At 72.3% G+C, this 24,135-nt stretch carries 22 protein-coding genes; 5 read left to right on the top strand and 17 right to left on the bottom strand.

From position 1 onward, the window contains the following. The first annotated feature begins 2 nt into the window (after positions 1-2). Together ACWCXX_RS00975 and ACWCXX_RS00970 are read left to right on the top strand one after the other, a co-directional pair. Positions 3-917 (top strand): metal ABC transporter permease, encoded by a 915-nt coding sequence (locus ACWCXX_RS00975; RefSeq protein ID WP_451122923.1) that lies wholly within the window; start codon positions 3-5, stop codon positions 915-917. 59 nt (positions 918-976) lie between these two features. After that, positions 977-1,411, top strand: coding sequence for a Fur family transcriptional regulator (locus ACWCXX_RS00970; RefSeq protein WP_451122921.1), 435 nt, complete (start codon positions 977-979; stop codon positions 1,409-1,411). A gap of 54 nt (positions 1,412-1,465) precedes the next feature. On the opposite strand, the gene ACWCXX_RS00965 is transcribed toward ACWCXX_RS00970, so the two are convergent. The 4 genes from ACWCXX_RS00965 to leuA form a co-directional block, all read right to left on the bottom strand. Then, the gene (locus ACWCXX_RS00965; protein ID WP_451122919.1) at positions 1,466-2,287 is read right to left on the bottom strand and encodes an isoprenyl transferase; all 822 of its coding nucleotides are present in this window, start codon (positions 2,285-2,287) and stop codon (positions 1,466-1,468) included. Positions 2,288-2,323: 36 nt separating this feature from the next. Further along, a complete protein-coding gene (recO, locus tag ACWCXX_RS00960; protein WP_451122917.1) occupies positions 2,324-3,070 on the bottom strand; it encodes a DNA repair protein RecO in 747 nt (248 codons plus the stop codon). Positions 3,071-3,139: 69 nt separating this feature from the next. Next, on the bottom strand, positions 3,140-3,817 hold the full coding sequence (locus ACWCXX_RS00955; protein WP_451123534.1) for a TerB family tellurite resistance protein: 678 nt from the start codon (positions 3,815-3,817) through the stop codon (positions 3,140-3,142). Positions 3,818-4,057: 240 nt separating this feature from the next. Then, positions 4,058-5,845, bottom strand: a complete 1,788-nt coding sequence (gene leuA, locus ACWCXX_RS00950; protein WP_451122915.1) for a 2-isopropylmalate synthase — start codon at positions 5,843-5,845, stop codon at positions 4,058-4,060. Positions 5,846-6,139: 294 nt separating this feature from the next. Here leuA and ACWCXX_RS00945 point away from each other — a divergent pair, with 294 nt between their 5' ends. Together ACWCXX_RS00945 and ACWCXX_RS00940 are read left to right on the top strand one after the other, a co-directional pair. After that, positions 6,140-7,216 (top strand): M4 family metallopeptidase, encoded by a 1,077-nt coding sequence (locus ACWCXX_RS00945; protein ID WP_451122913.1) that lies wholly within the window; start codon positions 6,140-6,142, stop codon positions 7,214-7,216. 46 nt (positions 7,217-7,262) lie between these two features. Continuing rightward, complete coding sequence (locus ACWCXX_RS00940; RefSeq protein ID WP_451122911.1) at positions 7,263-7,529, top strand: protealysin inhibitor emfourin; 267 nt, start codon at positions 7,263-7,265, stop codon at positions 7,527-7,529. A gap of 146 nt (positions 7,530-7,675) precedes the next feature. Here the strand turns inward: ACWCXX_RS00940 and ACWCXX_RS00935 are convergent, their stop codons facing one another. The 9 genes from ACWCXX_RS00935 to ACWCXX_RS00895 all read right to left on the bottom strand — a co-directional run bounded on the left by ACWCXX_RS00935 (position 7,676) and on the right by ACWCXX_RS00895 (position 16,394). Further along, positions 7,676-8,701, bottom strand: a complete 1,026-nt coding sequence (locus ACWCXX_RS00935) for a GTPase Era (RefSeq protein WP_451122909.1) — start codon at positions 8,699-8,701, stop codon at positions 7,676-7,678. Positions 8,702-8,739: 38 nt separating this feature from the next. After that, on the bottom strand, positions 8,740-9,708 hold the full coding sequence (locus tag ACWCXX_RS00930) for a WxL protein peptidoglycan domain-containing protein (RefSeq protein ID WP_451122907.1): 969 nt from the start codon (positions 9,706-9,708) through the stop codon (positions 8,740-8,742). Between the two features lie 83 nt (positions 9,709-9,791). Continuing rightward, on the bottom strand, positions 9,792-11,030 hold the full coding sequence (locus ACWCXX_RS00925; protein ID WP_451123532.1) for a beta-xylosidase: 1,239 nt from the start codon (positions 11,028-11,030) through the stop codon (positions 9,792-9,794). 435 nt (positions 11,031-11,465) lie between these two features. Further along, entirely contained in the window at positions 11,466-11,819 is a 354-nt protein-coding gene (locus ACWCXX_RS00920) for a cytidine/deoxycytidylate deaminase family protein (RefSeq protein ID WP_148835041.1), read from the bottom strand. 73 nt (positions 11,820-11,892) lie between these two features. Continuing rightward, positions 11,893-12,246 carry an MmcQ/YjbR family DNA-binding protein gene (locus ACWCXX_RS00915; protein ID WP_451122905.1) on the bottom strand — a complete coding sequence of 118 codons (354 nt, stop codon included), beginning with the start codon at positions 12,244-12,246 and terminating at the stop codon, positions 11,893-11,895. Further along, complete coding sequence (locus tag ACWCXX_RS00910; RefSeq protein WP_451122903.1) at positions 12,243-13,535, bottom strand: hemolysin family protein; 1,293 nt, start codon at positions 13,533-13,535, stop codon at positions 12,243-12,245. The genes ACWCXX_RS00915 and ACWCXX_RS00910 overlap by 4 nt, the downstream gene beginning before the upstream one ends. Further along, entirely contained in the window at positions 13,532-14,029 is a 498-nt protein-coding gene (gene ybeY, locus ACWCXX_RS00905; protein ID WP_451122901.1) for an rRNA maturation RNase YbeY, read from the bottom strand. The genes ACWCXX_RS00910 and ybeY overlap by 4 nt, the downstream gene beginning before the upstream one ends. A 12-nt stretch (positions 14,030-14,041) precedes the next feature. After that, positions 14,042-15,088, bottom strand: coding sequence for a PhoH family protein (locus ACWCXX_RS00900; RefSeq protein ID WP_451122899.1), 1,047 nt, complete (start codon positions 15,086-15,088; stop codon positions 14,042-14,044). A gap of 199 nt (positions 15,089-15,287) precedes the next feature. Further along, positions 15,288-16,394, bottom strand: coding sequence for a carbohydrate kinase family protein (locus ACWCXX_RS00895; RefSeq protein WP_451122897.1), 1,107 nt, complete (start codon positions 16,392-16,394; stop codon positions 15,288-15,290). 344 nt (positions 16,395-16,738) lie between these two features. On the opposite strand from ACWCXX_RS00895, the gene ACWCXX_RS00890 reads away from it, so the two are divergent. Then, positions 16,739-18,091, top strand: a complete 1,353-nt coding sequence (locus tag ACWCXX_RS00890) for an MFS transporter (protein ID WP_451122895.1) — start codon at positions 16,739-16,741, stop codon at positions 18,089-18,091. Here the strand turns inward: ACWCXX_RS00890 and ACWCXX_RS00885 are convergent. From ACWCXX_RS00885 to ACWCXX_RS00870, 4 genes are all read right to left on the bottom strand, one after another. Then, positions 18,055-19,047 carry an adenosine deaminase gene (locus ACWCXX_RS00885; RefSeq protein ID WP_451122893.1) on the bottom strand — a complete coding sequence of 331 codons (993 nt, stop codon included), beginning with the start codon at positions 19,045-19,047 and terminating at the stop codon, positions 18,055-18,057. The genes ACWCXX_RS00890 and ACWCXX_RS00885 overlap by 37 nt on opposite strands. Positions 19,048-19,083: 36 nt before the next feature. Next, positions 19,084-19,992, bottom strand: a complete 909-nt coding sequence (locus ACWCXX_RS00880; protein WP_451122891.1) for a ribonuclease Z — start codon at positions 19,990-19,992, stop codon at positions 19,084-19,086. 253 nt (positions 19,993-20,245) lie between these two features. Continuing rightward, positions 20,246-20,605: a histidine triad nucleotide-binding protein gene (locus tag ACWCXX_RS00875; protein WP_451122889.1), complete on the bottom strand. Its 360-nt coding sequence runs from the start codon at positions 20,603-20,605 to the stop codon at positions 20,246-20,248. 198 nt (positions 20,606-20,803) lie between these two features. Beyond that, positions 20,804-24,064, bottom strand: coding sequence for a S41 family peptidase (locus ACWCXX_RS00870; RefSeq protein WP_451122887.1), 3,261 nt, complete (start codon positions 24,062-24,064; stop codon positions 20,804-20,806). Positions 24,065-24,135: the final 71 nt, after the last annotated feature.

Below are 24,135 nucleotides of genomic sequence, written 5' to 3'. Positions count from 1 at the left end.
TCATGGAATTCCTCGACCCCCCCTTCATGCAGCGGGCCCTGCTCGCCGCCGTACTGGTCGGCGTCATCGCCCCCGCCGTCGGCGTCTACCTCGTCCAGCGCCGCCAGGCCCTGATGGGCGACGGCATCGGCCACATCGCGATGACCGGCGTCGGCCTCGGCTTCCTGCTCTCCACCAGCCCGGTGTGGATGGCCACGGCCGTCGCCGTCGCGGGCGCCGTCGTGATGGAGCTGATCCGCTGGTACGGACGCACCCGCGGCGACATCGCGCTGGCCATGCTGTTCTACGGCGGCATGGCGGGCGGCGTGCTGCTGATCAACCTCTCCGACACCGGCTCCAACGCCAACCTCACCTCGTACCTCTTCGGCTCCCTGTCCACGGTCTCCACCGAGGACATCACCGCGATCTGCCTGCTGGCCGCCTTCGTGCTGCTGGTGACGCTGGGACTGCGGCGGCAGCTGTTCGCCGTCAGCCAGGACGAGGAGTTCGCCCGGGTCACCGGGCTGCCGGTGCGCGCGCTGAACCTGCTGATCGCCGTCACCGCCGCGGTGACCGTCACCGTGGCGATGCGGGTCGTCGGGCTGCTGCTGGTCAGCGCGCTGATGGTGGTGCCGGTCGCGGCCGCCCAGCAGATCTCCCGGTCCTTCAAGGTGACGTTCGTGCTGTCGGTCGTCATCGGTACGGCGGTGACCCTGGCCGGCACCGTGACCTCGTACTACCAGGACGTCCCGCCCGGCGCGACGATCGTGCTGCTGGCCATCGCGGTCTTCGTCGCCCTGACGCTGCTCGCGACCCCGCTGGCCAGGAGGCGCGCCCGGAACGACGAAGCGGCAACGCGGGAGTGCACCCTGGAGATGTCGGCCGTGGAGGTGCCGGCCGCCCGGCCCGCCACGGACGATCTCCGGGTCCGGCCTTAAGAACCTGTCGGGCTGGCACAATGGCCCGACACAGGTACGGGCGACACGAGGAGGCTGCTGTGGCGACGGCGCCGATCAGTGGAACGAACGCGGCCCCGGTACGTGGCCGGTCCACCCGGCAGCGGGCGGCGGTGGCGGCGGCGCTCGACGAGGTGGACGAGTTCCGCAGCGCCCAGGAGTTGCACGACGTGCTCAAGCACCGCGGCGACTCGGTCGGGCTGACCACCGTCTACCGCACGCTCCAGTCCCTCGCCGACGCGGGCGAGGTGGACGTGCTGCGCACCACGGACGGCGAGTCCGTGTACCGCCGCTGCTCGACCGGGGAGCACCACCACCATCTGGTGTGCCGGATGTGCGGCAAGGCCGTGGAGGTCGAGGGTCCCGCCGTGGAGCAGTGGGCGGAGACGATCGCTTCCCAGCACGGGTACGTGAACGTCGCGCACACCGTGGAGATCTTCGGTACGTGCGCGGAGTGCGCGGCCACGGAGAAGTGACGGCGCGGACACGGTCCAGGGGCCCGGGGCATCGCGCCCCGGGCCCCTTCGCGCTCACCCCTCGGGCTGCTGCGGCGCCTCCACCGCGCCGCCGAAGCGGCGGTCGCGCTGGGCGTACTCCAGGCAGGCCCGCCACAGGTCGCGGCGGTCGAAGTCCGGCCAGAGCACGTCCTGGAAGACCATCTCGGCGTAGGCGCTCTGCCAGATCAGGTAGTTGGAGGTGCGCTGCTCGCCGCTGGGGCGGACGAAGAGGTCGACGTCCGGCATGTCCGGGTAGTAGATGTACTTCGCGAAGGTCTTCTCGTTGACCTTGGACGGGTCCAGCCTCCCGGCCGCGACGTCCCGCGCGATGCGCTGCGCGGCGTCGGCGATCTCGGCCCGGCCGCCGTAGTTGACGCAGAAGTACAGCGTCATTTTGTCGTTGTCCTTGGTCTGCTCCTGGGCGACCTGGAGCTCCTGGACGACGGACTTCCACAGCTTGGGCATGCGGCCCACCCAGCGGATGCGGATGCCCAGCTCGTCCATCTCGTCGCGGCGGCGGCGGATGACGTCCCGGTTGAAGTTCATCAGGAACTTCACCTCTTCCGGGGACCGCTTCCAGTTCTCGGTGGAGAACGCGTACAGCGAGAGGTTCTTGACCCCCATCTCGATGCAGCCCTTGAGGACGTCCATGACGACGCCCTCGCCGACCTTGTGGCCCTCGGTGCGCGGGAGGCCGCGTTCCTTGGCCCAGCGGCCGTTGCCGTCCATCACGACGGCGACGTGCCTGGGCACCAGCTCGCCGGGGATCTTCGGGGGCGTGGCACCGGACGGGTGCGGCTCCGGGGTCTTGTAGTCGCGCCGGTTACGGCCGCCGAGCATCCCGCGTACTGCCATGAAACTGTCTCGCTCCCTGTGCCTGATCTGCCTGTGTCACTTCTCTACGTACCGCAGTGAGCGCAGCCCGCGCTCCAGATGCCAGTGCAGATAGGCGGACACCAGTCCGCTCCCCTCCCTGACATGACGCGCCTCGCACGCGTCCGCCGTCGCCCAGTCTCCGCTGAGCAGGGCGCTCAGCAGGGTGACGGCCTCAGCCGAGGGTACGACGCTGCCGGGTACCCGGCAGTCGGCGCATATGACGCCGCCCGCCGCGACGGAGAAGAACCGGTTCGGTCCGGGCATTCCGCACTTCGCGCAGTCCTCGAAGCTGGGGGCGTAGCCGTTGACGGCGAGGGAGCGCAGCAGGAACGCGTCGAGGACGAGGTGCGGCTCGTGCTCGCCGCGGGCCAGGGTGCGCAGTCCGCCGACGAGCAGCAGGTACTGCTGGACCGCGGGTTCGCCCTCGTGGTCGGTGAACCGCTCGGCGGTCTCCAGCATCGCGGTGCCCGCGGTGTAACGGGCGTAGTCGGTGACGATGCCGCCGCCGTACGGGGCGATCGTCTCGCTCTGGGTGCACAGCGGCAGGCCGCGGCCGACCAGTTCGCTGCCGCGGGCGAAGAACTGCACGTCCACGTGGGAGAAGGGTTCCAGCCGCGCCCCGAACTTGGACTTCGTGCGCCGCACCCCGCGGGCCACGGCCCGCACCCGGCCGTGGCCCCGGGTCAGGATCGTGATGATCCGGTCGGCCTCGCCCAGCTTCTGCGTGCGCAGCACCACGCCGTCGTCCCGGAACAAGCTCATGCGTCCATTGTCCGGTACGGAAACGGTTCCCCGGCCCGTCTTCCGTCCGGCCGGGGGCGGGCGGGGGCGTCAGGAGGGGGTGCGGGCCGCCTCGGCGAGGAGCCGGGCGGTGTCCTCGGCGCCGATCCGCAGCGCGCCGCCGATCGTGGTCAGCACCTCGCGCTCGGCCTGTCCGTAGGGGCCGTCGGCGAGCGCGACCCGGGCGGCCTGCAGCAGGATCGATTCGCGGCCGGCGGCGGCCAGGTGCGGGGCGAGGGGGCCCAGCGCCTCGTGCAGTTCGATGACGAGGGCCGCTCCGCACGCCTCGGCCGTGAGGTCGAGGGCGGGGCCCTGGCCGATGTCGGCGGCGAGGACCTCGACGACGGTGCGGAGCTGTTCCTCGGTGCAGTCGTCGAATCCGGCGCCGCGCACGATGGCGGCCGCGGTCTCCAGGACCGTCCGGGAGGAGGCGCCGCCCGCTGCGAGGACGCCGAGCACGGCGGTGTGGACGGCTTCCCGGAGCATGGCGGAGAGCCGGGTGGTGGTGGGGTGGTCGAGGGCGTCGGTGCCGAAGCGGTCCCGGCAGGCGGCGCATTCGACGACGGGGCCCACGGTGCCGCGCCGCAGCATCGGTACGCCGAGGACCGCGAAGCGGCGCCGGCCGGTGAGCCTGCGGTAGTTGCGGTCGCCGCCGCAGCCGGGGCAGAAGAACTCGCCGTCGCCCACGGGGTCCCAGACCGTGCGCATGCCGCAGATGCGCAGCTTCATGGCACGTCGACCCAGGGCTGAGCGCACGTCGAACACCTCCGTAACTCCCCCGTGGCCCCAAGGACACGGGAGGTGCCCCCTCCGGCAACATTGCCGCGTGGACGTGATGTTAACCACAGTCGTGATGCGGCGTCAGCACCCCGATCGTCACAACCGCCCGGAGATGGCCGAACCCCGCCCACCGAAGACGGGTGGACGGGGTTCGGACCGGGCTGCCTGCCGCCCCTCGGGGCGGCCGGGTCAGCGGGCGGCGCGGTTGACCGCGGAGACGACCGCCTCCAGCGAGGCGCGGGTGGTGTTGGCGTCGATGCCAATGCCCCACAGGACCTTTCCGTCGATCGCGCACTCGATGTACGAGGCGGCCTGGGAGCTGGCGCCCTCGCTCATGGTGTGCTCGCTGTAGTCCAGCAGACGGGCGTCGATGCCGATGGCCTGCAGCGCTTCGAAGAAGGCGGAGATCGGGCCGTTGCCGGCGCCGGTCAGCACCGTGTCCGCGCCGTCCACCGTCGCCTCGACGGTGATCGTGTCCCGGCCGTCGGCGCCGGTGGTGACCTGGCCGGTGCGGATCTTCACCCGGCCCCAGGTGTTCTCCGGGTTCGGCAGGTACTCGTCCTGGAAGGTGGCCCAGATCTGCGCCGGGGTGACCTCGCCGCCCTCGGCGTCCGTCTTGGCCTGAATGATCCGGGAGAACTCGATCTGCATCCGGCGCGGCAGGTCCAGCTTGTGGTCGTTCTTCAGGACGTAGGCGATTCCGCCCTTGCCGGACTGCGAGTTGACCCGGATGACGGCCTCGTAGCTGCGGCCGACGTCCTTCGGGTCGATCGGCAGGTAGGGCACCGCCCACTCGATGTCGTCGACCGTCCTGCCCCGGGCGGCCGCGTCGGCCTCCATGGCGTCGAAGCCCTTCTTGATGGCGTCCTGGTGGGAGCCGGAGAAGGCGGTGTAGACCAGGTCGCCCGCGTAGGGGTGGCGCGGGTGGACCTCCATCTGGTTGCAGTACTCGCTGGTGCGGCGGATCTCGTCGATCTGCGAGAAGTCGATCTGCGGGTCGACGCCCTGCGAGAACAGGTTCATGCCCAGGGTGACCAGGTCGACGTTGCCGGTGCGCTCGCCCTGGCCGAACAGGCAGCCCTCGACGCGGTCCGCACCGGCCATCAGGGCCAGCTCGGCGGCGGCGACGGCGGTGCCCCGGTCGTTGTGCGGGTGGACGGAGAGGCAGACGAACTCGCGGCGCGACAGATTGCGCGACATCCACTCGAACCGGTCCGCGTGCGTGGAGGGCGTCGAACGCTCCACGGTGGCGGGCAGGTTGAGGATGATCTCTCGGCCCTCCTCCGGCTGCCAGACGTCGCAGACGGCCTCGCAGACCTCCAGGGCGAAGTCCAGCTCGGTGTCGGTGAAGATCTCGGGGCTGTACTGGTAGCCGAAGATCGTCTCCGGGCCCAGCAGCTTCTCCGCGTACTCCATGACCAGCCGGGTGCCGTCCACGGCGATCTGCTTGATGTCGTCCTTCGAGCCGCGGAAGACGACCCGGCGGAAGGTGGGCGCCGTGGCGTTGTACAGGTGCACGGTGGCGCGGCGGGCGCCGATCAGGGACTCCACGGTCCGCTCGATCAGGTCCTCGCGGGCCTGCGTCAGGACGGAGATCGTCACGTCCTCGGGGATCACGCCCTCTTCGATGATGGAGCGGACGAACGCGAAGTCGGTCTCGCCGGAGGACGGGAAGCCGACCTCGATCTCCTTGTAGCCCATGCGTACGAGCAGGTCGAACATCTCGCGCTTGCGGGCCGGCGACATGGGGTCGATCAGGGCCTGGTTGCCGTCGCGCAGGTCGGTGGAGAGCCAGCGGGGGGCGACGGTGATCCGGTTGTCCGGCCAGGTGCGGTCGGGGATGTCGACGGCCTCGTACACGCCGTACTTGTGGATCGGCATCCCGGACGGCTTCTGCAGCCGCGTCGCGTTGGTGATCGGCGTGGGGCGGCCGACGGAAGCTGCGGCGGGGGTCTGGACGGGATCTGCGGCGGTCATGGCGTACGGCTCCTCGGGGTCCAACCAATGGGACGGCCGACTGTGTTGCTGCAACACCAGACTCCGCGGGGAGGGGGTCGGCCTACGACTACAGGCCCTCGCCGCGGCAGCTAAGAAGAAGCAGCCCGAAACGCATGATGCGACGAGGTTAACCGAGAGGCCCCTGATGCGTCGGTCCCGTATCAGTATGCGGGACCGGCGGCAGGAAACGCCCAACAGTGATGGATCACTCCATTTCGTCAATCCTGACCGCTTCCAGTGACAACTTCGTCACTCGGTGTCACAGTCGGCTGCATGCCGAATCAGTCTCAGCGCGGGTTCCGTCCCGTCTTCTGCACCATCGTTCCGCCCCACCTCCTCGACAAGCTGTCCCAGTCCGACAACCCCGATCTCGCCGGCCCCGCCCGGCGGACCCTGGAGGCCGACGCGGCCCGCCGCACCCGGCGCCAGATGACCACGGTCGTCACCGTGCCCCCCTCCCCCGCGGCCGAGGGCGAGGCGTCCGACAAGCCCGACCGCACGCTCTACGACTGCCGCAACGGCACCCAGCTGCCCGGTACCAAGGTCCGCGCCGAGGGCGAGGACCCGACGCAGGACGCGAGCGTCAACCGCGCGTACGCGGGCCTCGGCTCCACCTTCGAACTGCTGCTCAAGGCGTACGGGCGTCGTTCGATCGACGGCAACGGGCTGCCGCTGATCGGTTCCGTGCACTACGACGAGAAGTACAACAACGCCTTCTTCGACGGCGAGCAGATGGTCTTCGGCGACGGGGACGGCGAGATCTTCGTGGACTTCACCGTCGCCATCGACGTGATCGCCCACGAACTGACCCACGGCCTGACCCAGTACACCGCCAACCTGAGCTACTACGGCCAGTCCGGTGCGCTCAACGAGTCGATGTCCGACGTCTTCGGCTCCCTGGTCAAGCAGTACTCGCTGGGCCAGAGCGCCGACCGGGCCGACTGGCTGATCGGCGCCGGGCTGCTGGCGCCGGGCGTCCAGGGCGTCGCTCTGCGCTCGATGAAGGCGCCGGGCACCGCGTACGACGACGACGTGCTCGGCAAGGACCCGCAGCCGGCGTCGATGGAGGACTACATCCACACCGGCGACGACAACGGCGGGGTGCACCTCAACTCCGGCATCCCGAACCGCGCGTTCTACCTGCTGGCGACGGCGCTGGGCGGCAATGCGTGGGAACGGGCCGGACAGCTCTGGTTCGATGTGCTCACGGGTGGTCAACTGGCCGTGGACGCGGACTTCGCGGACTTCGCCCGGCTGACGGTCGCCGCGGCACGCAGCCGCTTCGGTGAGGGCGACGAGACCGAGGCCGTCCTGAAGGCGTGGTCGGAGGTGGGCGTCCCGACCGCGTAGGGCGATCCGGCCCGCGCGGCCCGCCCGACGACAAAGGACACAGCACATGCGGATTCAGGTGAGCAGGACCGGCGGTTTCACCGGTGTCGCGCGTCGGCGCGAGGTCGACACCGCCGGACTGCCCGACGCGCCGGAGTGGGAGGCGCTGGCCGAATCGGCCCTCGCCGCGGGCCACGACGCCCCGCCCGAGGGAGTGCCGGACGGCTTCCGGTATCGGATCACGGTCGGCGACCGGACGGTCCACTGCGCGGACCCGAAGCTGAGCGACGCGCAGCGGACGCTGGTCTCACGCGTGCTGAAGGAGGGCGCGTGAGGCCGGTACCCCGCGGCTGACGCCGTCGGACCGGGCGGGCCGGGCGGTGTCGGGCCGGGCGGTGGGGCGGTGTCGCCGTTCCTCGTCCGGCCCGACGGCCCCGCGCGGCTCCGGGCCGCGGGGCGCGTCCGGCGAGGACTGCGGGCTCAGAAGCCGAGCTTGCGCAGCTGCTTGGGGTCGCGCTGCCAGTCCTTGGCCACCTTCACGTGGAGGTCCAGGAAGACCGGCGTGCCGAGCAGTGCCTCGATGTGCTTGCGCGACTTGGTGCCGACGTCCTTCAGCCGCCTGCCCTTCGGGCCGATGATGATGCCCTTCTGGCTGGGGCGCTCGATGTAGACGTTGGCGTGGATGTCGAGCAGCGGCTTGTCCGCCGGGCGGTTCTCGCGGGGCAGCATCTCCTCGACGACGACCGCGATGGAGTGCGGCAGCTCGTCCCGTACGCCTTCGAGCGCGGCCTCGCGGATGAGCTCCGCGACCATGACCATCTCGGGTTCGTCGGTGAGGTCGCCCTCCGGGTAGAGCGGCGGGCTCTCCGGGAGCAGCGGCGCGATCAGGTCGGCCAGCAGGGAGACCTGCCCGGCTCCCCTGCCCCCGTCCTTGGCCGGGGCCCCGGTGCCGCCCTCCCGCTCCGCCTTCACCGCGGAGACCGGGATGATCTCGGCCCACTCGAAGCCGAGCTCCTCGCCGAGGCGGGAGACGGCGAGGAGCTGCTCGGCGAGCTGCTTGGAGTCGACCAGGTCGGTCTTGGTGATGATGGCGATCTTCGGCGTCTTCTTGATGGCCGCCAGTTCCTTGGCGATGTACTTGTCGCCGGGGCCGAGCTTCTGGTCGGCGGGCAGGCAGAAGCCGATGACGTCGACCTCGGCCCAGGTGGTGCGCACCACGTCGTTGAGCCGCTCGCCCAGCAGCGTGCGCGGCTTGTGGAGGCCGGGGGTGTCGACCAGGATCAGCTGCGCGTCCTCGCGGTGCACGATGCCCCGCACGGTGTGCCGGGTGGTCTGGGGGCGGTTGGAGGTGATCGCCACCTTCTTGCCGACCAGAGCGTTCGTGAGGGTGGACTTGCCCGCGTTGGGGCGGCCCACGAAGCAGGCGAAACCGGCCCGGTGGGGGGCGCGGTCCGCGCCCTTCTGCGCAGCGGCTTCTGTGTCAGGTCGAACGCTCATGGCGCCCATTGTCCCCGATCCCGGCGGCCTCGCCGCACCAAGGGCGGTCACGGGGCCTGTCGGGTGTCGCCCGGGGCCGTGCGCGCGCGGCGGCGACGGGCCCTCAGCCACAGGGCCGCACCCCCGCCGACGAGCACCAGCAGGGCCCCGGCGACCGCCCAGGGCACGGCGAGGTACCCGGCGGCGGCCGATTCGCGGGTGTCGCGGGCGCTCGCGGTCAGCCGGACCTCGCCCCATTCCAGCTGCGGCGCGCCGTCCCACCGCTCGGTCAGCCGGACCGCCTGGCGGGGCAGCAGTTCGGAGGGCACCTTCTCCAGGTCGCGGGCGAGCAGGGTGCGGCCGAAGAGGCCCTCGGCCCTGAGGGCGACCTTCGGGGCGAGGGTGACGTTGCCCCGGTTGCGGAGCGTGTACGAGATGACGGCCCGGCTCCTGCCGGTGCCCGGCACCAGCGGCTGGGTGTGCTCGATCCGGACGTCGTCCACGGAGAGCGCGGGCATGGTCGGCCCGTTCACCCGCAGGTGGATCCGGGCGCCGACGGCCTTCTGGATGCCGACGGCGACGGCTCCGCCGCCCGCGGGATCGATGTGTTCGTCCAGGGCGACGAGTGCGCCGGGGTGGTCGCCCGGTTCGGCGTCCTCGGGGACGGTGATGGTGACCGGGACGGTGACCGAGCCGTGCGCCCGCACGGTGATCCGGTCGCGGCCGGGCCTCGCCCAGACGCCGATCGAACGCTGCTTCTCCTCGCGTGCCCGGACGGCGAAGCCGCCGTCGCGTGCGGTGTTGTAGGCGTCGGCGGCGTACAGCCGGAAGGTCCGCGGCCGGTTCGTCCTGTTGGTGACGGTCACCTTGTCGTCGAGCGTGGCGCCGGGGCCGGCGGAGAGGAAGAAGTACGGGCGCTGACCGGCCCGGGTGGTGGCGGGGTAGACCGACCAGCTGCCGTTGTCCGCGGCGTGGGCGGCGGGGGCGCCGGTCAGCAGGAGGGTGCCGGCCAGGAGGAGTACGGACAGCTTGCGCACGGTGCGGAACCCCCGGGTGGTCTCGGGACGGGGCGGTCCGGGCGGGTGCGCGCCCGGTCCACCGGTTGATCGGGAGCGCTCGGTCACGTGAGGGTGAGGGTGAGCACGCCGGAGTACGCGCCGGGGGCGGTGTACGCCGGTACGTCCAGCGCGAGCCGGGCGTCGACGGTGAACACGCCGCCGGTGAGGGGGCCGTCGGGGGTGGAGGCCAGCGTGGCGCCCGCGGAGCCGACCGTTCCCGCGGAGCCGGCCGCGCAGGTGCTGGGGCTGCCGGCCCGCGTCGCGCAGACCGGGGTCCAGCCGAGTGCGGAGGCGTCGATCGTGGCGCCGCCGGGGCCCTTGAAGTCGGTGGCCCTTCCGGTCAGGGACCAGCCCGCGGGGCCGCCGCGGAAGTCCTCGACCGTCACCGTCCGCAGGGTGCCGCGCGAGGCGCCGCCCCGGCCGAAGTCGACCGCCGACATCTCGACGGCGTCCCCCTCCTGGACCATGGAGAGCGTGCCCGCCTCGACGGACGTGCCGAGCCGCTGGCTGCCCTCCTGGCCCTCGCCGCCGCCACCGGTGACGGTGTAGGGCGCCGGTCCCGCGCCCCTGGCGGCGTCCCAGCCGTCTCCCTCGTAGGCGACGATGCCGGTGGTGGCGGGGTCGGTGACGGTGAGCCGGCCGCTGAAGCCGCCGGAGCCGTCCGCCTCGACGGTGGCGGTGTCGGCGGTGCGGGTGTCACCGGACGTGCCCGCGAGTGTGACGGCCGCGCCCGGCGTGAACTTCGCCCCGGTGACGGTGACCGCCTCGCCCGCGCCGCCGGACGCGGCGCCGAGCCGGATGGTGCGCTCGTTGACCTGTCCGCCGCCGTCCGTCGCGATGATCGTCTGTGAGACGGGAGCGGGCGGGTTCGTCACCGTGCAGGGGGTGTCCAGCTCCATGATGTAGCTGGTGTGGATGTTGTAGTCGCCGGGCGAGAGCGTGATCTGTCCGGGCGCGGTGACCTTGAAGGTGCCGGTCATCGAGAACGACGGGAAGGCTCCCTTGCCTGGCACCGGGGGATTCTTCCGCGGGCCCTGGACGGTGACGCTCGCGGTCTGCGCACCGGCGACGGCGACCTTGCCGGTCGGCGTCATGATGTCGGCGGGCAGTGCCAGGTCGACCGGGTTGCTCGCGGCCGGTTCGACGACGGTGTACGTGACCGTGACCGTGTCGCCCACCTGCGGGGCGGCGTTGTCGACGGTGATCTCGGCCTTCGTCGTCCCGTCGATCGGCGGGATGCCCGCGATGTCCGGCGGGATGCAGTGGGTGGGGAAGTCCACCGGCACCGAGGCGGTCGGCATGGCCTGCGCCGGAGTCGCGAGCGCCCCTCCCCCGGCGACGAGGAGGACCCCGGCGCCCAGTGCCGCGACCCAGCGGCGGCCGTGCGGGGGGCGTCCGGGGAGGCCGGATCCTCGGATGCCGGATCTTCGGACGGCGGTTCTCCGGGCGGCGGTTCTTCGGACGGTCGGACGCATGGAGCCCCCTCCTGCCGGATGCGGCGCAGCGGCTCGTGTGCGCCGGCGGTGGCCCATTGACGGCTCCGGCCCGAAAGAAGTCAAGGCAAGCGGGGAGCGTCGACTGATGGGCCATCAGATGCTGTCAAGATCCGCCGTTCCGGCGTGGGCAGGGGTGCGGGCGAGGGGTACGGCACCGGCGGCCCGGTGCGCAGAACGCCCCGCGCCGGTGGGCGCGGGGCGTTCGGGTCGGCCGGGTCCGTCGTGCGGCTGCGGCCCGGGTCAGCCGGCCGTCACGGTGACCCGCAGCGTGCCGTCGGGTCCGGCGAGCAGGACCGGGGTGTCCGGGCCGCCCAGGTCCCGGACCGCGGCGCGGTCCTCGTCGGACGGGGTCTGCGCCTCGGAGACGACCGCGGCGGCCTCCAGGGAGGTGGCGCCGCTGGCCACGGCCATCGCCACGGCGGTCTGCAGCGCGCTGAGTTTCAGCGACTCCAGCCGCACGGTGCCCGCGACGTACGTGCGTCCGGTCTCGTCCCGTACTGCCGCGCCCTCCGGCACACCGTTGCGGGCGCGGGCACTGCGTGCCAGCGTGACGATCTTGCGGTCCTCGGGGCCGAGGTCGGTGCTCTCAGTCATGTGCCGAGCATACGAACCGGGCGGCCCGTCCCCCGCCCCGCCCTTCCCGCGACCGGGGCCGCGCGCCGGTTTCCTACCCGCGGTCCAGCCGCAGCCGGTCCGCCCTGGGCAGCCCCGCCACCACCAGGTCGTAGGAGTCCTCGACCATCTCGCGGAGCACCCGGTCCGGCACTCCGGACACGGTCACCGTGTTCCAGTGCCGCTTGTTCATGTGCCAGCCCGGGGCCACCGCGTCGTACCGCTCCCGCAGCCGTACCGCCTCGTCCGGGTCGCACTTCAGGTTCACCGTCAGCGGGCGCCCGTCCAGCGCGCTGAGTGCGAACATCTTGCCCAGGACCTTGAAGACGGACGTCTCGGGCCCGAACGGGAACTCCTCGGCGCTCGCGTCGAACTCCAGGCAGAACGCCCTCAGCTGCTGCGGAGTCACTCCTCGTCCTCCCCCTGCGGCTGCACGGGCTCCACCAGCACCGTGACGATCTTGTTCCGGCGGCCGGCCGGGGACTCGGCGGTCAGCCGGAGGCGGCGGCCGTCCGGCAGGTCGACGATCGCCGAGGCGCCGGCGATCGGGACCCGGCCCAGCGCCTTCGCCAGCAGCCCGCCGACGGTCTCCACGTCCTCGTCGTCGTACTCGTCGAAGCCGAACAGTTCGCCGAGGTCGCCGATGTCGAGGCGGGCCGTCACCCGGAAGCAGTCGTTCTCCAGCTCCTGGACGGGCGGCAGTTCGCGGTCGTACTCGTCGGTGATCTCGCCGACGATCTCCTCCAGGATGTCCTCGATGGTGACGATGCCGGCCGTGCCGCCGTACTCGTCGATCACGACGGCGACGTGGCTGCGCTCCTGCTGCATCTCGCGCAGCAGGTCACCGGCGTTCTTGGTGTCGGGCACGAAGGTCGCGGGCCGCATCGCCGTGGAGACCGGGTCGGCCTCCGACTCACGGTTGATGTGCGTCTTGCGGACCAGGTCCTTGAGGTACACCACGCCGACGATGTCGTCCTCGTTCTCCCCGGTGACCGGAATGCGCGAGAAACCGGAGCGCAGGGCCAGGGTCAGCGCCTGCCGGATCGTCTTGTAGCGCTCGATGCAGACGAGGTCCGTCCGCGGCACCATGACCTCGCGCACCAGCGTGTCGCCGAGCTCGAAGACGGAGTGCACCATGCGGCGCTCCTCGTCCTCGATCAGCGACTCGGCCTCGGCGAGATCGACCATCGCCCGCAGTTCGGCCTCGCTGGCGAACGGCCCCTTGCGGAAGCCCTTGCCGGGCGTCAGCGCGTTGCCGATGAGGATCAGCAGCTGCGGGATCGGGCCCATGATCCTGGCCAGCGGCAGCAGGACGTACGCCGCCGCCGTGGCCGTGTTCAGCGGGTGCTGGCGGCCGATGGTGCGCGGGGAGACGCCGATGGCGACGTAGGAGACGAGGACCATCACGCCCATGGCGACGGCCAGCGCCTCCCAGGTCTTCGGGAACTCCTGGAGGCAGGCGTACGTGACGAGCACACCGGCCGACATCTCGCAGGCGACCCGCACCAGCAGGGCGACGTTGAGATAGCGGGTCGGGTCCGCCGCGACCTGTTCCAGCTTCCGGCTGCCGCGCCGCCCGGAGCGGATCGCCTCGGCGGCCCGGAAGCTCGAAACCCGGGCGATGCCCGCTTCCGCGCAGGCCGCCAGCCAGCCGAGGACGACCAGCAGCACGGCACCCGTCAGAAGGGGAACGCTCACGAGACGGTGGGGGCGGGCGACGGGCCGGTCAGGCCGTGCTCGGCGCGCCAGCCGTCGACGATCGCGGCCTGGAGGCCGAACATCTCGGCCTTCTCGTCCGGCTCCTCGTGGTCGTACCCGAGGAGGTGGAGCACTCCGTGGACGGTGAGCAGCTGGAGCTCCTCGTCCATGGAGTGCTGCGTCTGCGCCTCCCGGCCCTGCTTCTCGGCGACCTCCGGGCAGAGCACGATGTCACCGAGGAGCCCCTGCGGGGGCTCCTCGTCGTCCTTGGCCGGGGGACGCAGCTCGTCCATCGGGAAGGACATGACGTCCGTCGGGCCCGGTAGGTCCATCCACTGGATGTGGAGCTGCTCCATGGCGGCGGCGTCCACCACGATCACCGAGAGCTCGGAGAGCGGGTGGATCCGCATCCTGGCGAGCGCGTAGCGGGCGATGTCGAGGATCGCCTGCTCGTCGACCTCGGTTCCGGACTCGTTGTTGACGTCGATCGACATGGTGCGCTGCGACTACTTCCCGTTGTGGCTGTCCCGGCCGCGGTGGCCGTCCCGGCTGTCGTACTTCTCGTACGCGTCGACGATACGGCCGACCAGCTTGTGCCGGACGACATCCTGGGAGGTGAGCTTGGAGAAATGGACGTCCTCGACGCCGTCCAGGATCTCCTGGACCTGGCGCAGACCGCTCTTGGTGCCGTTCGGCAGGTCGACCTGGGTGACGTCACCGGTGATGACGATCTTCGAGTCGAAGCCGAGCCGGGTCAGGAACATCTTCATCTGCTCGGCGCTGGTGTTCTGCGCCTCGTCGAGGATGATGAACGCGTCGTTGAGCGTGCGGCCGCGCATGTAGGCGAGCGGCGCGACCTCGATCGTGCCCGCCGCCATCAGCCGCGGGATCGAGTCGGGGTCGAGCATGTCGTGCAGGGCGTCGTAGAGCGGGCGCAGGTACGGGTCGATCTTCTCGTAGAGCGTGCCGGGCAGGAAGCCGAGCCGCTCGCCCGCCTCGACGGCGGGCCGGGTCAGGATGATCCGGTTGACCTGCTTGGACTGCAGGGCCTGGACCGCCTTCGCCATGGCGAGATAGGTCTTGCCGGTGCCGGCGGGGCCGATGCCGAAGACGATCGTGTGCTTGTCGATCGCGTCGACGTAGCGCTTCTGGTTGAGCGTCTTGGGACGGATCGTGCGCCCGCGGCTGGAGAGGATGTTCTGGGTGAGCACCTCGGCCGGGGTCTCCTGACCGTCCCCCTCGCCGCTCTCACTCGCCCTGAGCATGGCGATCGAGCGTTCCACTGCGTCCTCCGTCATCGGCTGACCGGTGCGGAGCACCAGCATCATCTCGTCGAAAAGGCGCTGGATCAGGGCGACTTCCGTCGCGTCCCCGACCGCGCTGACCTCGTTCCCCCGGACATGGATGTCGGCCGCCGGGAAGGCCGTCTCGATCACGCGCAGCAGGGCGTCACCTGAGCCCAGGACGGTCACCATCGGATGGTTGGCGGGGACGGTGAAGTGGGCTCGCGCCTGCCTGGGCGCCGGGGTCTGGGCTGTGGGTGTCTGAGTCATGGGCCGGCTCTGTGGCCTGCACATACCTCCCGTTGCGAGGCTCTCGCCGATCGACAACCTCTGGATTACCCAGCCTACGACTCCGCACCGACAACACCGAGGGCTTTTTCCTGCCCGTCACGAACACGCGTGCCCCGGCACGGGGCCACGTCGAGCGGGGCGGGACGGCGCCGACGGGGCCGCGTCGGGCAGGGCCGCCTCAGGCGGGGCGGCGGAAACCGATCGTCGGAACGGCCCGGCGCAGCGGCCACGGCCGGGCGGCGGCGGGAAGCAGTTCCTCCAGGAAGGCGTAGCGCCGCAGGGCCGCCGGATCCTGGTCGGCGAGGGTGCGGACCCGCTGCCACCAGGCGGCGACCTCCGCCCAGCCCGGCGCCGAGAGCGATCCGCCGAACTCCTGGACCGAGAGCGCCGCGGTCAGTCCGGCGAAGGCCAGCCGGTCGGCCAGCGGCCAGTCCGCCAGGGTGCCGGTGACGAAACCGGCGACGAAGACGTCCCCCGCCCCGGTCGGGTCGAGCGCCTCGACCTCGATCGCGGGCACCTCGGCGCTCGCCCCGGTCGCGGAGTCCACCGCGTACGCGCCCTCCGCGCCCAGGGTGACCACGGCGAGCGGTACCCGTTCGGCCAGGGCGTGGGCGGCGGCGCGCGGGCAGTCGGTGCGGGTGTAGCGCATCGCCTCCTCGGCGTTGGGGAGGAACGCCTGGCAGTGCTCCAGATCGGCGAGGGCGTCCAGGTCCCAGCGGCCGGTCTCGTCCCAGCCGACGTCGGCGAAGATCCGGGCGCCGTTGCGGGCCGCGGCGGCGACCCAGGGTTCGCTGCGGCCGGGGGTGAGCGAGGCGACGGCGGCACGGGCCCGGGGCGGGCAGCACGGGAACGCCGGTCCGCCGTCGGGGACGGCGGGCCCGGGGGCCTCGTGACCGTGCGAGACCATCGTCCGCTCGCCCTCGTACGCCATCGAGACGGTCACCGGCGAGTGCCAGCCGGGGACGGTGTGCGACATGGACAGGTCGATGCCCTCGCCCTGCGCCAGGGCGTCCCAGCAGTACTCCCCGTAGTGGTCGTCGCCGAACGCCGCGGCCAGCGAGGTGTGCAGCCCCAGCCGGGCCAGCGCGGTGGCCATGTTGGCGACCCCGCCGGGGCTGGAGCCCATGCCGCGCGCCCAGGACTCGGTGCCGCGCACGGGGGCGCTGTCCAGGCCGGTGAAGACGATGTCGAGGAAGACCGTGCCGGTGAGGAAGACGTCGCAGTCCGGGTCCTGCGGGGCGCGCAGCCCGTCCAGTGGGTCGATGCCTGGATTCTCCGTGCTCACCTTGCACTCCCCGGTCGTGGCGGATCTGGCCAGTGTGCCCGATGCCCCCTCCGCGGGAGGGGGCATCGCCGCAGGTTTCCGGGGACCGGCCCCGGATCGCGCACACAGACACTGACCTGCATAAACGCCAGCTGCTACCCGAACGTTCGGAACGTAAACACAAATGTGGTCCAGATCACTCTTGGGCGCCTTTCGGCGTGCCGGACGCAGTTGATACAAATTGGCCCGCGAGCCCCGTTGGGGGCAGTTGCCGACGAGTGCCCCTTCTCCTCGCATTCACCGCATTTCCCGCATTGCCCTCCCCTGCCTTCTCCGCCTCCTCTGGCATGTCTTCAGGAACGCCCATGTCCTCGCGCCCTCGCGCCGCGTGGCCCCTGGTCGCCGTGTTCACCGCCGGTTACCTCGCCGCCTATCTGCTCCCCACCATCGTCGGGCGGCTCTCCGTCCACCTCGGCCTCGGCGCGGCCCAGGCCGGGCTGGTCGGCAGCGCTCTGCTGCTGAGTTCGGCGACCGCGGGGTTCGTCCTGGCGGGCCGGGTCGAGAGGTTCGGGCCGCGGCGGCCGGCACGGGCCGGGCTGGTGCTGGCCGCGGCGGGGTACGGCTGCGCCGCCCTGGCCGGTTCCGTGCCGCTGGTGGTCGCGGGGGCGGTGCTCGGCGGCTTCGGCTCCGGCACCGCGACCGCGGTGGCCGCCTCGGGCATCGCCGCCCAGCGCGACCCGCACCGGACCTCGTCCCTCGGACTGCTCAGCGTCTCCGCGACGGCCGGCGCCCTCTACCTGACGATCCCGCACCTCGGCGGCGGCCACCGGCTGCCGTTCGCGTCGATCGCACTGGTCGCCCTGCTCGTCTGGCCCGCCACCGCCCGGCTCGGCGGCCCCGCGCCCGCCGGCCCCGCAGCCCCGGTCACCGGCAGGCTGCCGCACCGCAGGTCCGGCCTGGTGCTGGCGGGCGGCATGCTCGTCTGGTCCATGGCGCAGAACGCGCTGTGGGGCGTCAGCGGCCGGATCGGCGTGGGTCAGGCGGGGCTCTCCGAGGTCACCGTCGGGGCGGTGTTCGCCGCCGCCCTCGGCGCGGGGCTGCTCGGCGTGATGGGCGCCGGGGTGCTGGGCTCCCGGCTCGGCCGGGCCGTGCCGATCGGTCTGGGGACCGTGATCATCGCGGTCTCCATCGTGCTCAGCTCGTCGGCCGGGGGCCTCGGCTCGTTCGCGACCGGCGAGATCCTCTGGAACACGGTCTACCCCGTGGTCCTGTCGTACCTGATCGGCCTGGCCGCCTCACTGGACGTACGGGGGCGCTGGGCGGTCCTCGCGGGCTCCGCGTCGTCCGTCGGCGTGGCCTGCGGCCCGGTCCTCGGCAGTGTGCTGTCCGAACAGGCCGGGTACCCGGGCATGGGCCTGATCCTGGGCGTCGTCACGCTCCTGGTCGCGGCCCCGGTCACGGCGGTGGCGCTGCACACCGGCGGCCGTCCGCTGGTGCCGGGTTCGGTGCGGCGCCGGGGTGGCGCCCCGGCCGCGCTGCTCGCCGTCACCACCGGGGCGGTGCCCGGCGCCGTGCCCAGGCTGGGCGCGCCCGAGCAGGCCGTCACGGAGATCAGCCCGCCCGCGCTGCGCCGGGGGCGCCCGGCCAGGAACGCGTTCCGGACGGCCGGGCCCGGGGCCGGTCAGTCGAACGCGTACGCCTCGACCTCGGACAGGTAGCGCGCCCGGCGCTCCTCGTCGTGGTCGAGGAAGGCCGCCTCGAAGGAGTTGCGGGCCAGGGTGCGCAGCTGCTCCTGGTCCAGGCCGAGCGCCTCGTGGACGGCGTGGAAGGTGTCCCCGACGTATCCGCCGAAGTAGGCGGGGTCGTCGGAGTTGACCGTGCAGAGCAGCCCGGCGGCCATCATGTCCCGCAGCGGGTGCTCCTCCAGGGTGTCGACGGCGCGCAGCCGCACGTTGGACAGCGGGCAGAGGGTGAGCGGCACCCGGTCCGCGACCAGCCGCTCCACCAGCTCCGGGTCCTCCATGCAGCGCAGCCCGTGGTCGATGCGTTCGACGCCGAGGACGTCCAGGGCCTCCCGGATGTACTCGGGCGGGCCCTCCTCCCCGGCGTGCGCGACCCGGCGCAGTCCGAGCGCGGCGGCCGCCTCGTACACCTCGCGGAACTTGGCGGGCGGGTGTCCGACCTCCGCCGAGTCGAGGCCGATCGCGCTGATCCGGTGCAGGTACGGCTTGGCCGACTCCAGGGTCTCCAGCGCCGATTCGGCCGACTCGTCGCGCAGGAAGCACATGATCAGCTGGGTGGAGACGCCGTGCTTCTCCTCGCTGCGCTCCAGCGCCCGGCCGAGCCCCTCGACGACGGTGCCGATCGGGACGCCGCGGGCGGTGTGCGCCTGCGGGTCGAAGAAGATCTCCGCGTGCCGGACGTTTTGTGCGGCGGCGCGGGCGAGGTAGGCGTCGGCGAGCTGCTCGAAGTCCTCCTCGGTGCGCAGCACCGCCATCAACGCGTAGTACAGGTCGAGGAAGCTCTGCAGGTCCTCGAAGCGGTAGGCGGTACGGAGTTCCTCGGTGTCCGCGTACGGCAGGCGCACGCCGTTGCGCTCGGCGAGCGCGAAGGCCAGCTCGGGTTCGAGGGTGCCTTCGATGTGGAGGTGGAGTTCGGCCTTGGGCAGATGCACGGGTTTCACGCTCACAGACGGTGGTGCCGGTGTGTTTCAGATGTGCCGGGAGGGTACCGGGATCCGGTCGAGGTCCCGGGCGACGGTCAGCCCGCCCTCGAACCCCGCGGCGCGGGCCTGGGCCTCGAAGACCGCCGGGTCGTCGTACCGCTGCGAGAAGTGCGTCAGCACGAGGTGCCGCACGCCCGCGTCCCGGGCCACCCGGGCCGCCTGTCCGGCGGTCAGATGGCCGTGGTCGGTGGCGAGCCGTTCGTCCTCGTCGAGGAAGGTCGACTCGATGACCAGCAGGTCGCAGCCCTCGGCGAGCACGTGCACGCCGTCGCAGAGCCTCGTGTCCATGATGAACGCGAACCGCTGGCCACGCCGGTGCTCGGAGACGTCGTCGAGCGTGATGTCCCCGATGGCGCCCTCGCGCTGGATCCGGCCGACGTCGGGCCCCGCGATGCCGTGCTCGGCGAGCTTCTCCGGCAGCATGCGCCGCCGGTCGGGCTCGACGAGCCGGTAGCCGTACGACTCGACGGGGTGCGAGAGCAGGTGGGCACTGAGGGTGTACGTGTCGGTGGTGGCGAGCACCCCGTCGGCGGCGACCGGGGCCTCGGTCAGGTCGACGGACTCGCGGTAGGCGGTGGCGTACCGCAGCCGTTCGAAGAAGCGCTGTCCGCTCGCCGGGTAGTGCGCGGTGACCGGGTGCGGGACCTGGTCGAGGTTGATCCGCTGGATCACCCCGGCCAGACCGAGCGAATGGTCGCCGTGGAAGTGCGTGACGCAGATCCGGTCGATGTCGTGGGCGGCGACACCGGCCCGCAGCATCTGGCGCTGGGTGCCCTCTCCGGGGTCGAAGAGGATGCCGTCGCCGTCCCAGCGCAGCAGGTAGCCGTTGTGGTTGCGGTGTCTGGTCGGCACCTGGCTCGCGGTGCCGAGGACCACGAGTTCGCGTGGGGACACGGTGTGCGTCGATCCGTTCCGGTCGATCGGTTCTGGGCGATGGTCCGGGACCTAAGGGCTGTCCCGTAATCCCCGGCGGGCGCGCGACGACAGCTACTTCCCCGAGCTCTCGGCTGCGCTCGAGCAGGGGAGACCCCATCCTCGCTGCGTTGTCGGAACGTCCGAATACATCCAGTATGCGGACGCCCCTCCGTCTTGCGATGCACCGCATCTGACGCCGCGCGCTGATCCACCGGGGATTACGGGAGAGCCCTTAGCCGGGGGGCCACTGCATTCCGCGACCGCCCAGGACGTGGGCGTGCGCGTGGAACACGGTCTGGCCCGCGCCGGAGCCGGTGTTGAGGACGATCCGGTAGCCGCTGTCCACGATCTTCTCGTCGGCGGCGACCTGCCCGGCCTCGCGCAGCACGTCGGCGGCGACGGCCGGCTCGGCGGCGGCGAGGGAGGCGGCGTCCGGGTGGTGGACGCGGGGGATGACGAGCACGTGCGTGGGGGCCTGCGGGTTGATGTCCCGGAAGGCGACGGTGGTCTCGGTCTCCCGGACGATCGTCGCCGGGATCTCACCCGAGACGATCTTGCAGAACAGGCAGTCCGGCTGCGGTTCTCCCGCCATGGGGTCGGCTCCTCGGGTAGGTGGTGATCGTTGTACGGCATGGTATAGGGGCGTCGACGACGGACCTCGGCCCCGTCCCTTCCCGTGACCGGGTGCGGCCGGGCCTGGAGCCGGGAGGCGGCGGACGCGCCCCCGGAGGGGCGGACGGGCACGCCGCCGGAGGAGGGGCGGTGCGCCCGCCCCCGCCTCCGGCCGTTCCTACGCCCCCGGTTGCTCCGGGGCCCGCTTCGCCGGTGTCTCCTCCAGCGCCTCCAGGGCGATCCGGATCGCCTCGTCCAACTGCGGGTCCCGCCCCGCCGCGTGGTCCTGGGGCGCCATCACGACCTCGACGTCGGGATCGACGCCGTGGTTCTCCACGCCCCAGCCGTAACCCTCGAACCAGAAGGCGTACTTGGGCTGGGTGACCGACGTTCCGTCCACCAGCTCGTACCGGCTGTCGATGCCGACCACCCCGCCCCAGGTCCGCGTGCCGACCACCGGGCCGATGCGCAGCGCCTTGATCGCGGCGTTCACGATGTCGCCGTCCGAGCCGGAGAACTCGTTGGCCACGGCCACCACCGGGCCGCGCGGCGCGTCCAGCGGATAGCTGGAGGGCCGCATGCCGCGCGGCACGTCCCAGCCGACGATGCGGCGGGCGAGCTTCTCCACCACGAGCTGCGAGGTGTGGCCGCCGCTGTTCTCCCGGACGTCCACCACCAGTCCCTCGCGGGCCACTTCGACCCGCAGGTCCCGGTGGAGCTGGGCCCAGCCCGAGCCGACCATGTCGGGGATGTGGAGGTAGCCCAGCCGCCCGCCGGAGCGCTCGTGCACATGGGCCCGCCGGTCGGCGACCCACGCGTGGTAGCGCAGCGCCTGCTCGTCGTCGGTCGGCACGACGACGACATGGCGCGGGTCCCCGCCGTCCGCCGGTGAGACGGTCAGCTCGACCGGTTTGCCGGCCGAGCCGGTGAGCAGCGGTCCGGGGCCGGTCACCGGGTCGACGGGGCGGCCGTCGACGGCCAGGAGCGTGTCCCCGACGCGCACGGCGACCCCGGGCGCGGCGAGCGGCGAACGGGCCGCCGGGTCGGAGCTCTCGGACGGCAGGATGCGGTCGATCCGCCAGGCCCCCTCGTCGGTACGGGAGATGTCCGCGCCGAGCAGGCCCTGACGGACCGATTCGTCGCGCCAGCCGCCGGGCGGCCGCACATAGGCGTGCGAGGTGCCGAGCTCCCCCTGCACCTCCCACAGCAGGTCCATCAGGTCGTCGTGGGTGGCGACCCGCTCCAGCACCGGGCGGTAGCGGTCCAGTACCCCGTCCCAGTCGACGCCGTTCATGTCGGGGTGCCAGAAGTTGTCCCGCATGATGCGCCCGGCCTCGTCGTACATCTGGCGCCATTCGGCGGCCGGTTCGAGGATGCGCCGGATGCGGGAGAGGTCGACGGTGACGCCGTCGCCGTCGTGGTCGTCGTCGGCCGGGACCCGGCTGTCGGACGGTACGACGCGCAGCTTGCCCCGGGTCTGCAGGGCGATCCGCCTGCCGTCGCCGCTGACCGCGAAGTCGCCGACGTCCGAGGCGAGTTCCTCACAGCGCAGCTTCTCCAGGTCGTACCGTTCCAGGACCGTCTCGGGCCGCCGGGCGTCGGGGCCGGGGCCGCTCGTGCCGAGCACCCCGGTCACCGGGTGGTTCAGCCACAGCAGCCCGTCCTTCGCGGCGCGCAGCGTGGAGTAGCTGGCGGCCTCGACGGGCAGCGGGACGATCCGGTCGGCGAGCCCTTCGAGGTCGATCCGGGTGACGGGCAGCGCGGTCGGGTTGTCGTGCTCGCCCTCGCCGCCCTTCTCCCGCTCGGTCGGCAGGCCGTGCCGCTGCGGGCCGAACGGGGAGGGCGTGGTGGCGGCGAGCGTCAGCAGGTGCGGGCGGCAGGTGCCGATGAACGCCAGGTCGAAGACGTGGGCGTCGTAGATCGGGTCGAAGGACCGCTCGGAGAGGAACGCGAGGTGCTTGCCGTCGACGGTGAACGCGGGCGAGAAGTCCCGGAAGCGCAGCGGCGTGGCCTCGGCGACCGAGAGGTCCGCGAGGTGGGCGAGCTTGAGCTGCCGGAGCGGCTCGGGGCCGGGGTGCGACCAGGCGAGCCAGGCGGAGTCGGGCGAGAAGACCAGGCCGGAGGCGTCGCCGTGCTCGCTGCGGTCCACCTCGTGGACCTCGCCGCTCTCCCGCTCGACGATCAGTACCCGACCGTCGTGCGCGGCGACGGCGAACCGGCTGCCGTCCGGGGCCGGGGCGAGGTCGAGGACCCGGCCGATGCGGCCCGCGGCGAGGCGGCGCGGCACGGCTCCCGGCGCGGTGCCGGTGGCCGGTGCGCACTCCAGGGCGTCGTCGCCCTCGGCGTCCGTGACCCAGACGACGTGCTGGTCGCCCTCGGCCTGGAAGGTGCGGGGCAGCCTGGCCCGTACGCCCTGTTCGGCGGCGAGCGCGCGGGCCGGGCCCTCGCGGTGGGTGACCCAGTGCACGGCACCGCGCGTGGCGACGGCGCTGCCCCGGCCCGTACGGTCGGGGGAGGCGGAGTCGAGGTGACCGGCGGCGTGCACGGGGTGCGGCTGGAGGTCGGCGCGCTGGCCGCCGAGCCGGATGTCGAGGCGGCGGGGCCCGTCGCCGTCGAGGTCGTCCAGGAGCCACAGTTCACCGGCCGACGCGTAGCAGACGCGGGTGCCGTCGGTGGTCGCGTGGCGGGCGTAGAAGTCCTCGATACCGGTGTGACGGCGCAGGTCGGAGCCGTCGGGGAGCGAGGAGTAGAGGGCGCCGACGCCTTCGTGGTCGGAGAGGAAGGCGACGCGTGCCCCGGCTCCCGGTCCCGTTCCGTCGGGGGTTTTGCCGCCGATCCACATCGGGGCCTCGATGTTCCCGTCGAGGTCGGCGTGGAGCCGGACGAACTCCGCCGGGCCGTCGGCCGGTTCCTCCGCCTCGATCCACAACTTGCCCGCCGTGCCGCCCCGGTAGCGCTTCCAGGTGGCGGCCTCGCGGCCCATGGTGGCCGACAGGAGCAGGACCCGTCCGCCCGGCCCGTGCGCGAGCGAGCCGACCGGTCCGTACGGCAGGGTCCGCGCGGGCCCGCCGTCGACCGGGACGGCCCTGGCCCAGCTGCGCCGGTACGAGGCCTGCCCGTGGGCGGTGACGACCAGCACGTCGCCCTCGGGCGTCCAGCCGCGTACGGAGGTCCGGAGGTCCCCCCAGTGGGTGAGCCGGACGGAGGGGCCGCCGTCGACCGGCGCGATGTGCACCTCGGGCGCCCCGTCCCGGGTGGAGGTCCACGCGACCCATGTCCCGTCGGGCGATATCCGAGGGTTGGTGACAGGCCGGTTGTCGGCGCTGACGCGCCAGGCCCGGCCGCCGTCCAGCGGCGCCAGCCAGACGTCGTCCTCGGCGGTGAAGGCGATCAAATCACCCTGGACATGGGGGTATCGGAGGTAGGCAGGCTGTGTCACACGATCACCCTAGGCCGCGGGCGTGCTCCGCGTAACCGGGTTGGCCGGAGTCCGCCGGGGGCCGAGGACCC

It is taken from the genome of Streptomyces sp. NPDC001732 (assembly GCF_053596315.1).
Note: the sequence above shows the minus strand (reverse complement) of the source record. Positions and strands in the feature narration are given on the sequence as shown.

Coding starts and splice junctions, on each gene's coding strand:
- ACWCXX_RS00945 (WP_451122913.1), top strand. CDS start 6,140: ATGCCGAATCAGTCTCAGCGCGGGTTCCGTCCCGTCTTCTGCACCATC.
- ACWCXX_RS00955 (WP_451123534.1), bottom strand. CDS start 3,817: ATGAAGCTGCGCATCTGCGGCATGCGCACGGTCTGGGACCCCGTGGGC.
- ACWCXX_RS00965 (WP_451122919.1), bottom strand. CDS start 2,287: ATGGCAGTACGCGGGATGCTCGGCGGCCGTAACCGGCGCGACTACAAG.
- ACWCXX_RS00925 (WP_451123532.1), bottom strand. CDS start 11,030: ATGCCGACCGCCTCGGTGCCGGTGGACTTCCCCACCCACTGCATCCCG.
- ACWCXX_RS00975 (WP_451122923.1), top strand. CDS start 3: ATGGAATTCCTCGACCCCCCCTTCATGCAGCGGGCCCTGCTCGCCGCC.
- ACWCXX_RS00890 (WP_451122895.1), top strand. CDS start 16,739: ATGTCCTCGCGCCCTCGCGCCGCGTGGCCCCTGGTCGCCGTGTTCACC.
- ACWCXX_RS00940 (WP_451122911.1), top strand. CDS start 7,263: ATGCGGATTCAGGTGAGCAGGACCGGCGGTTTCACCGGTGTCGCGCGT.
- ACWCXX_RS00900 (WP_451122899.1), bottom strand. CDS start 15,088: ATGACTCAGACACCCACAGCCCAGACCCCGGCGCCCAGGCAGGCGCGA.
- ACWCXX_RS00875 (WP_451122889.1), bottom strand. CDS start 20,605: ATGGCGGGAGAACCGCAGCCGGACTGCCTGTTCTGCAAGATCGTCTCG.
- ybeY (WP_451122901.1), bottom strand. CDS start 14,029: ATGTCGATCGACGTCAACAACGAGTCCGGAACCGAGGTCGACGAGCAG.
- leuA (WP_451122915.1), bottom strand. CDS start 5,845: ATGACCGCCGCAGATCCCGTCCAGACCCCCGCCGCAGCTTCCGTCGGC.
- recO (WP_451122917.1), bottom strand. CDS start 3,070: ATGAGCTTGTTCCGGGACGACGGCGTGGTGCTGCGCACGCAGAAGCTG.
- ACWCXX_RS00920 (WP_148835041.1), bottom strand. CDS start 11,819: ATGACTGAGAGCACCGACCTCGGCCCCGAGGACCGCAAGATCGTCACG.
- ACWCXX_RS00935 (WP_451122909.1), bottom strand. CDS start 8,701: ATGGGCGCCATGAGCGTTCGACCTGACACAGAAGCCGCTGCGCAGAAG.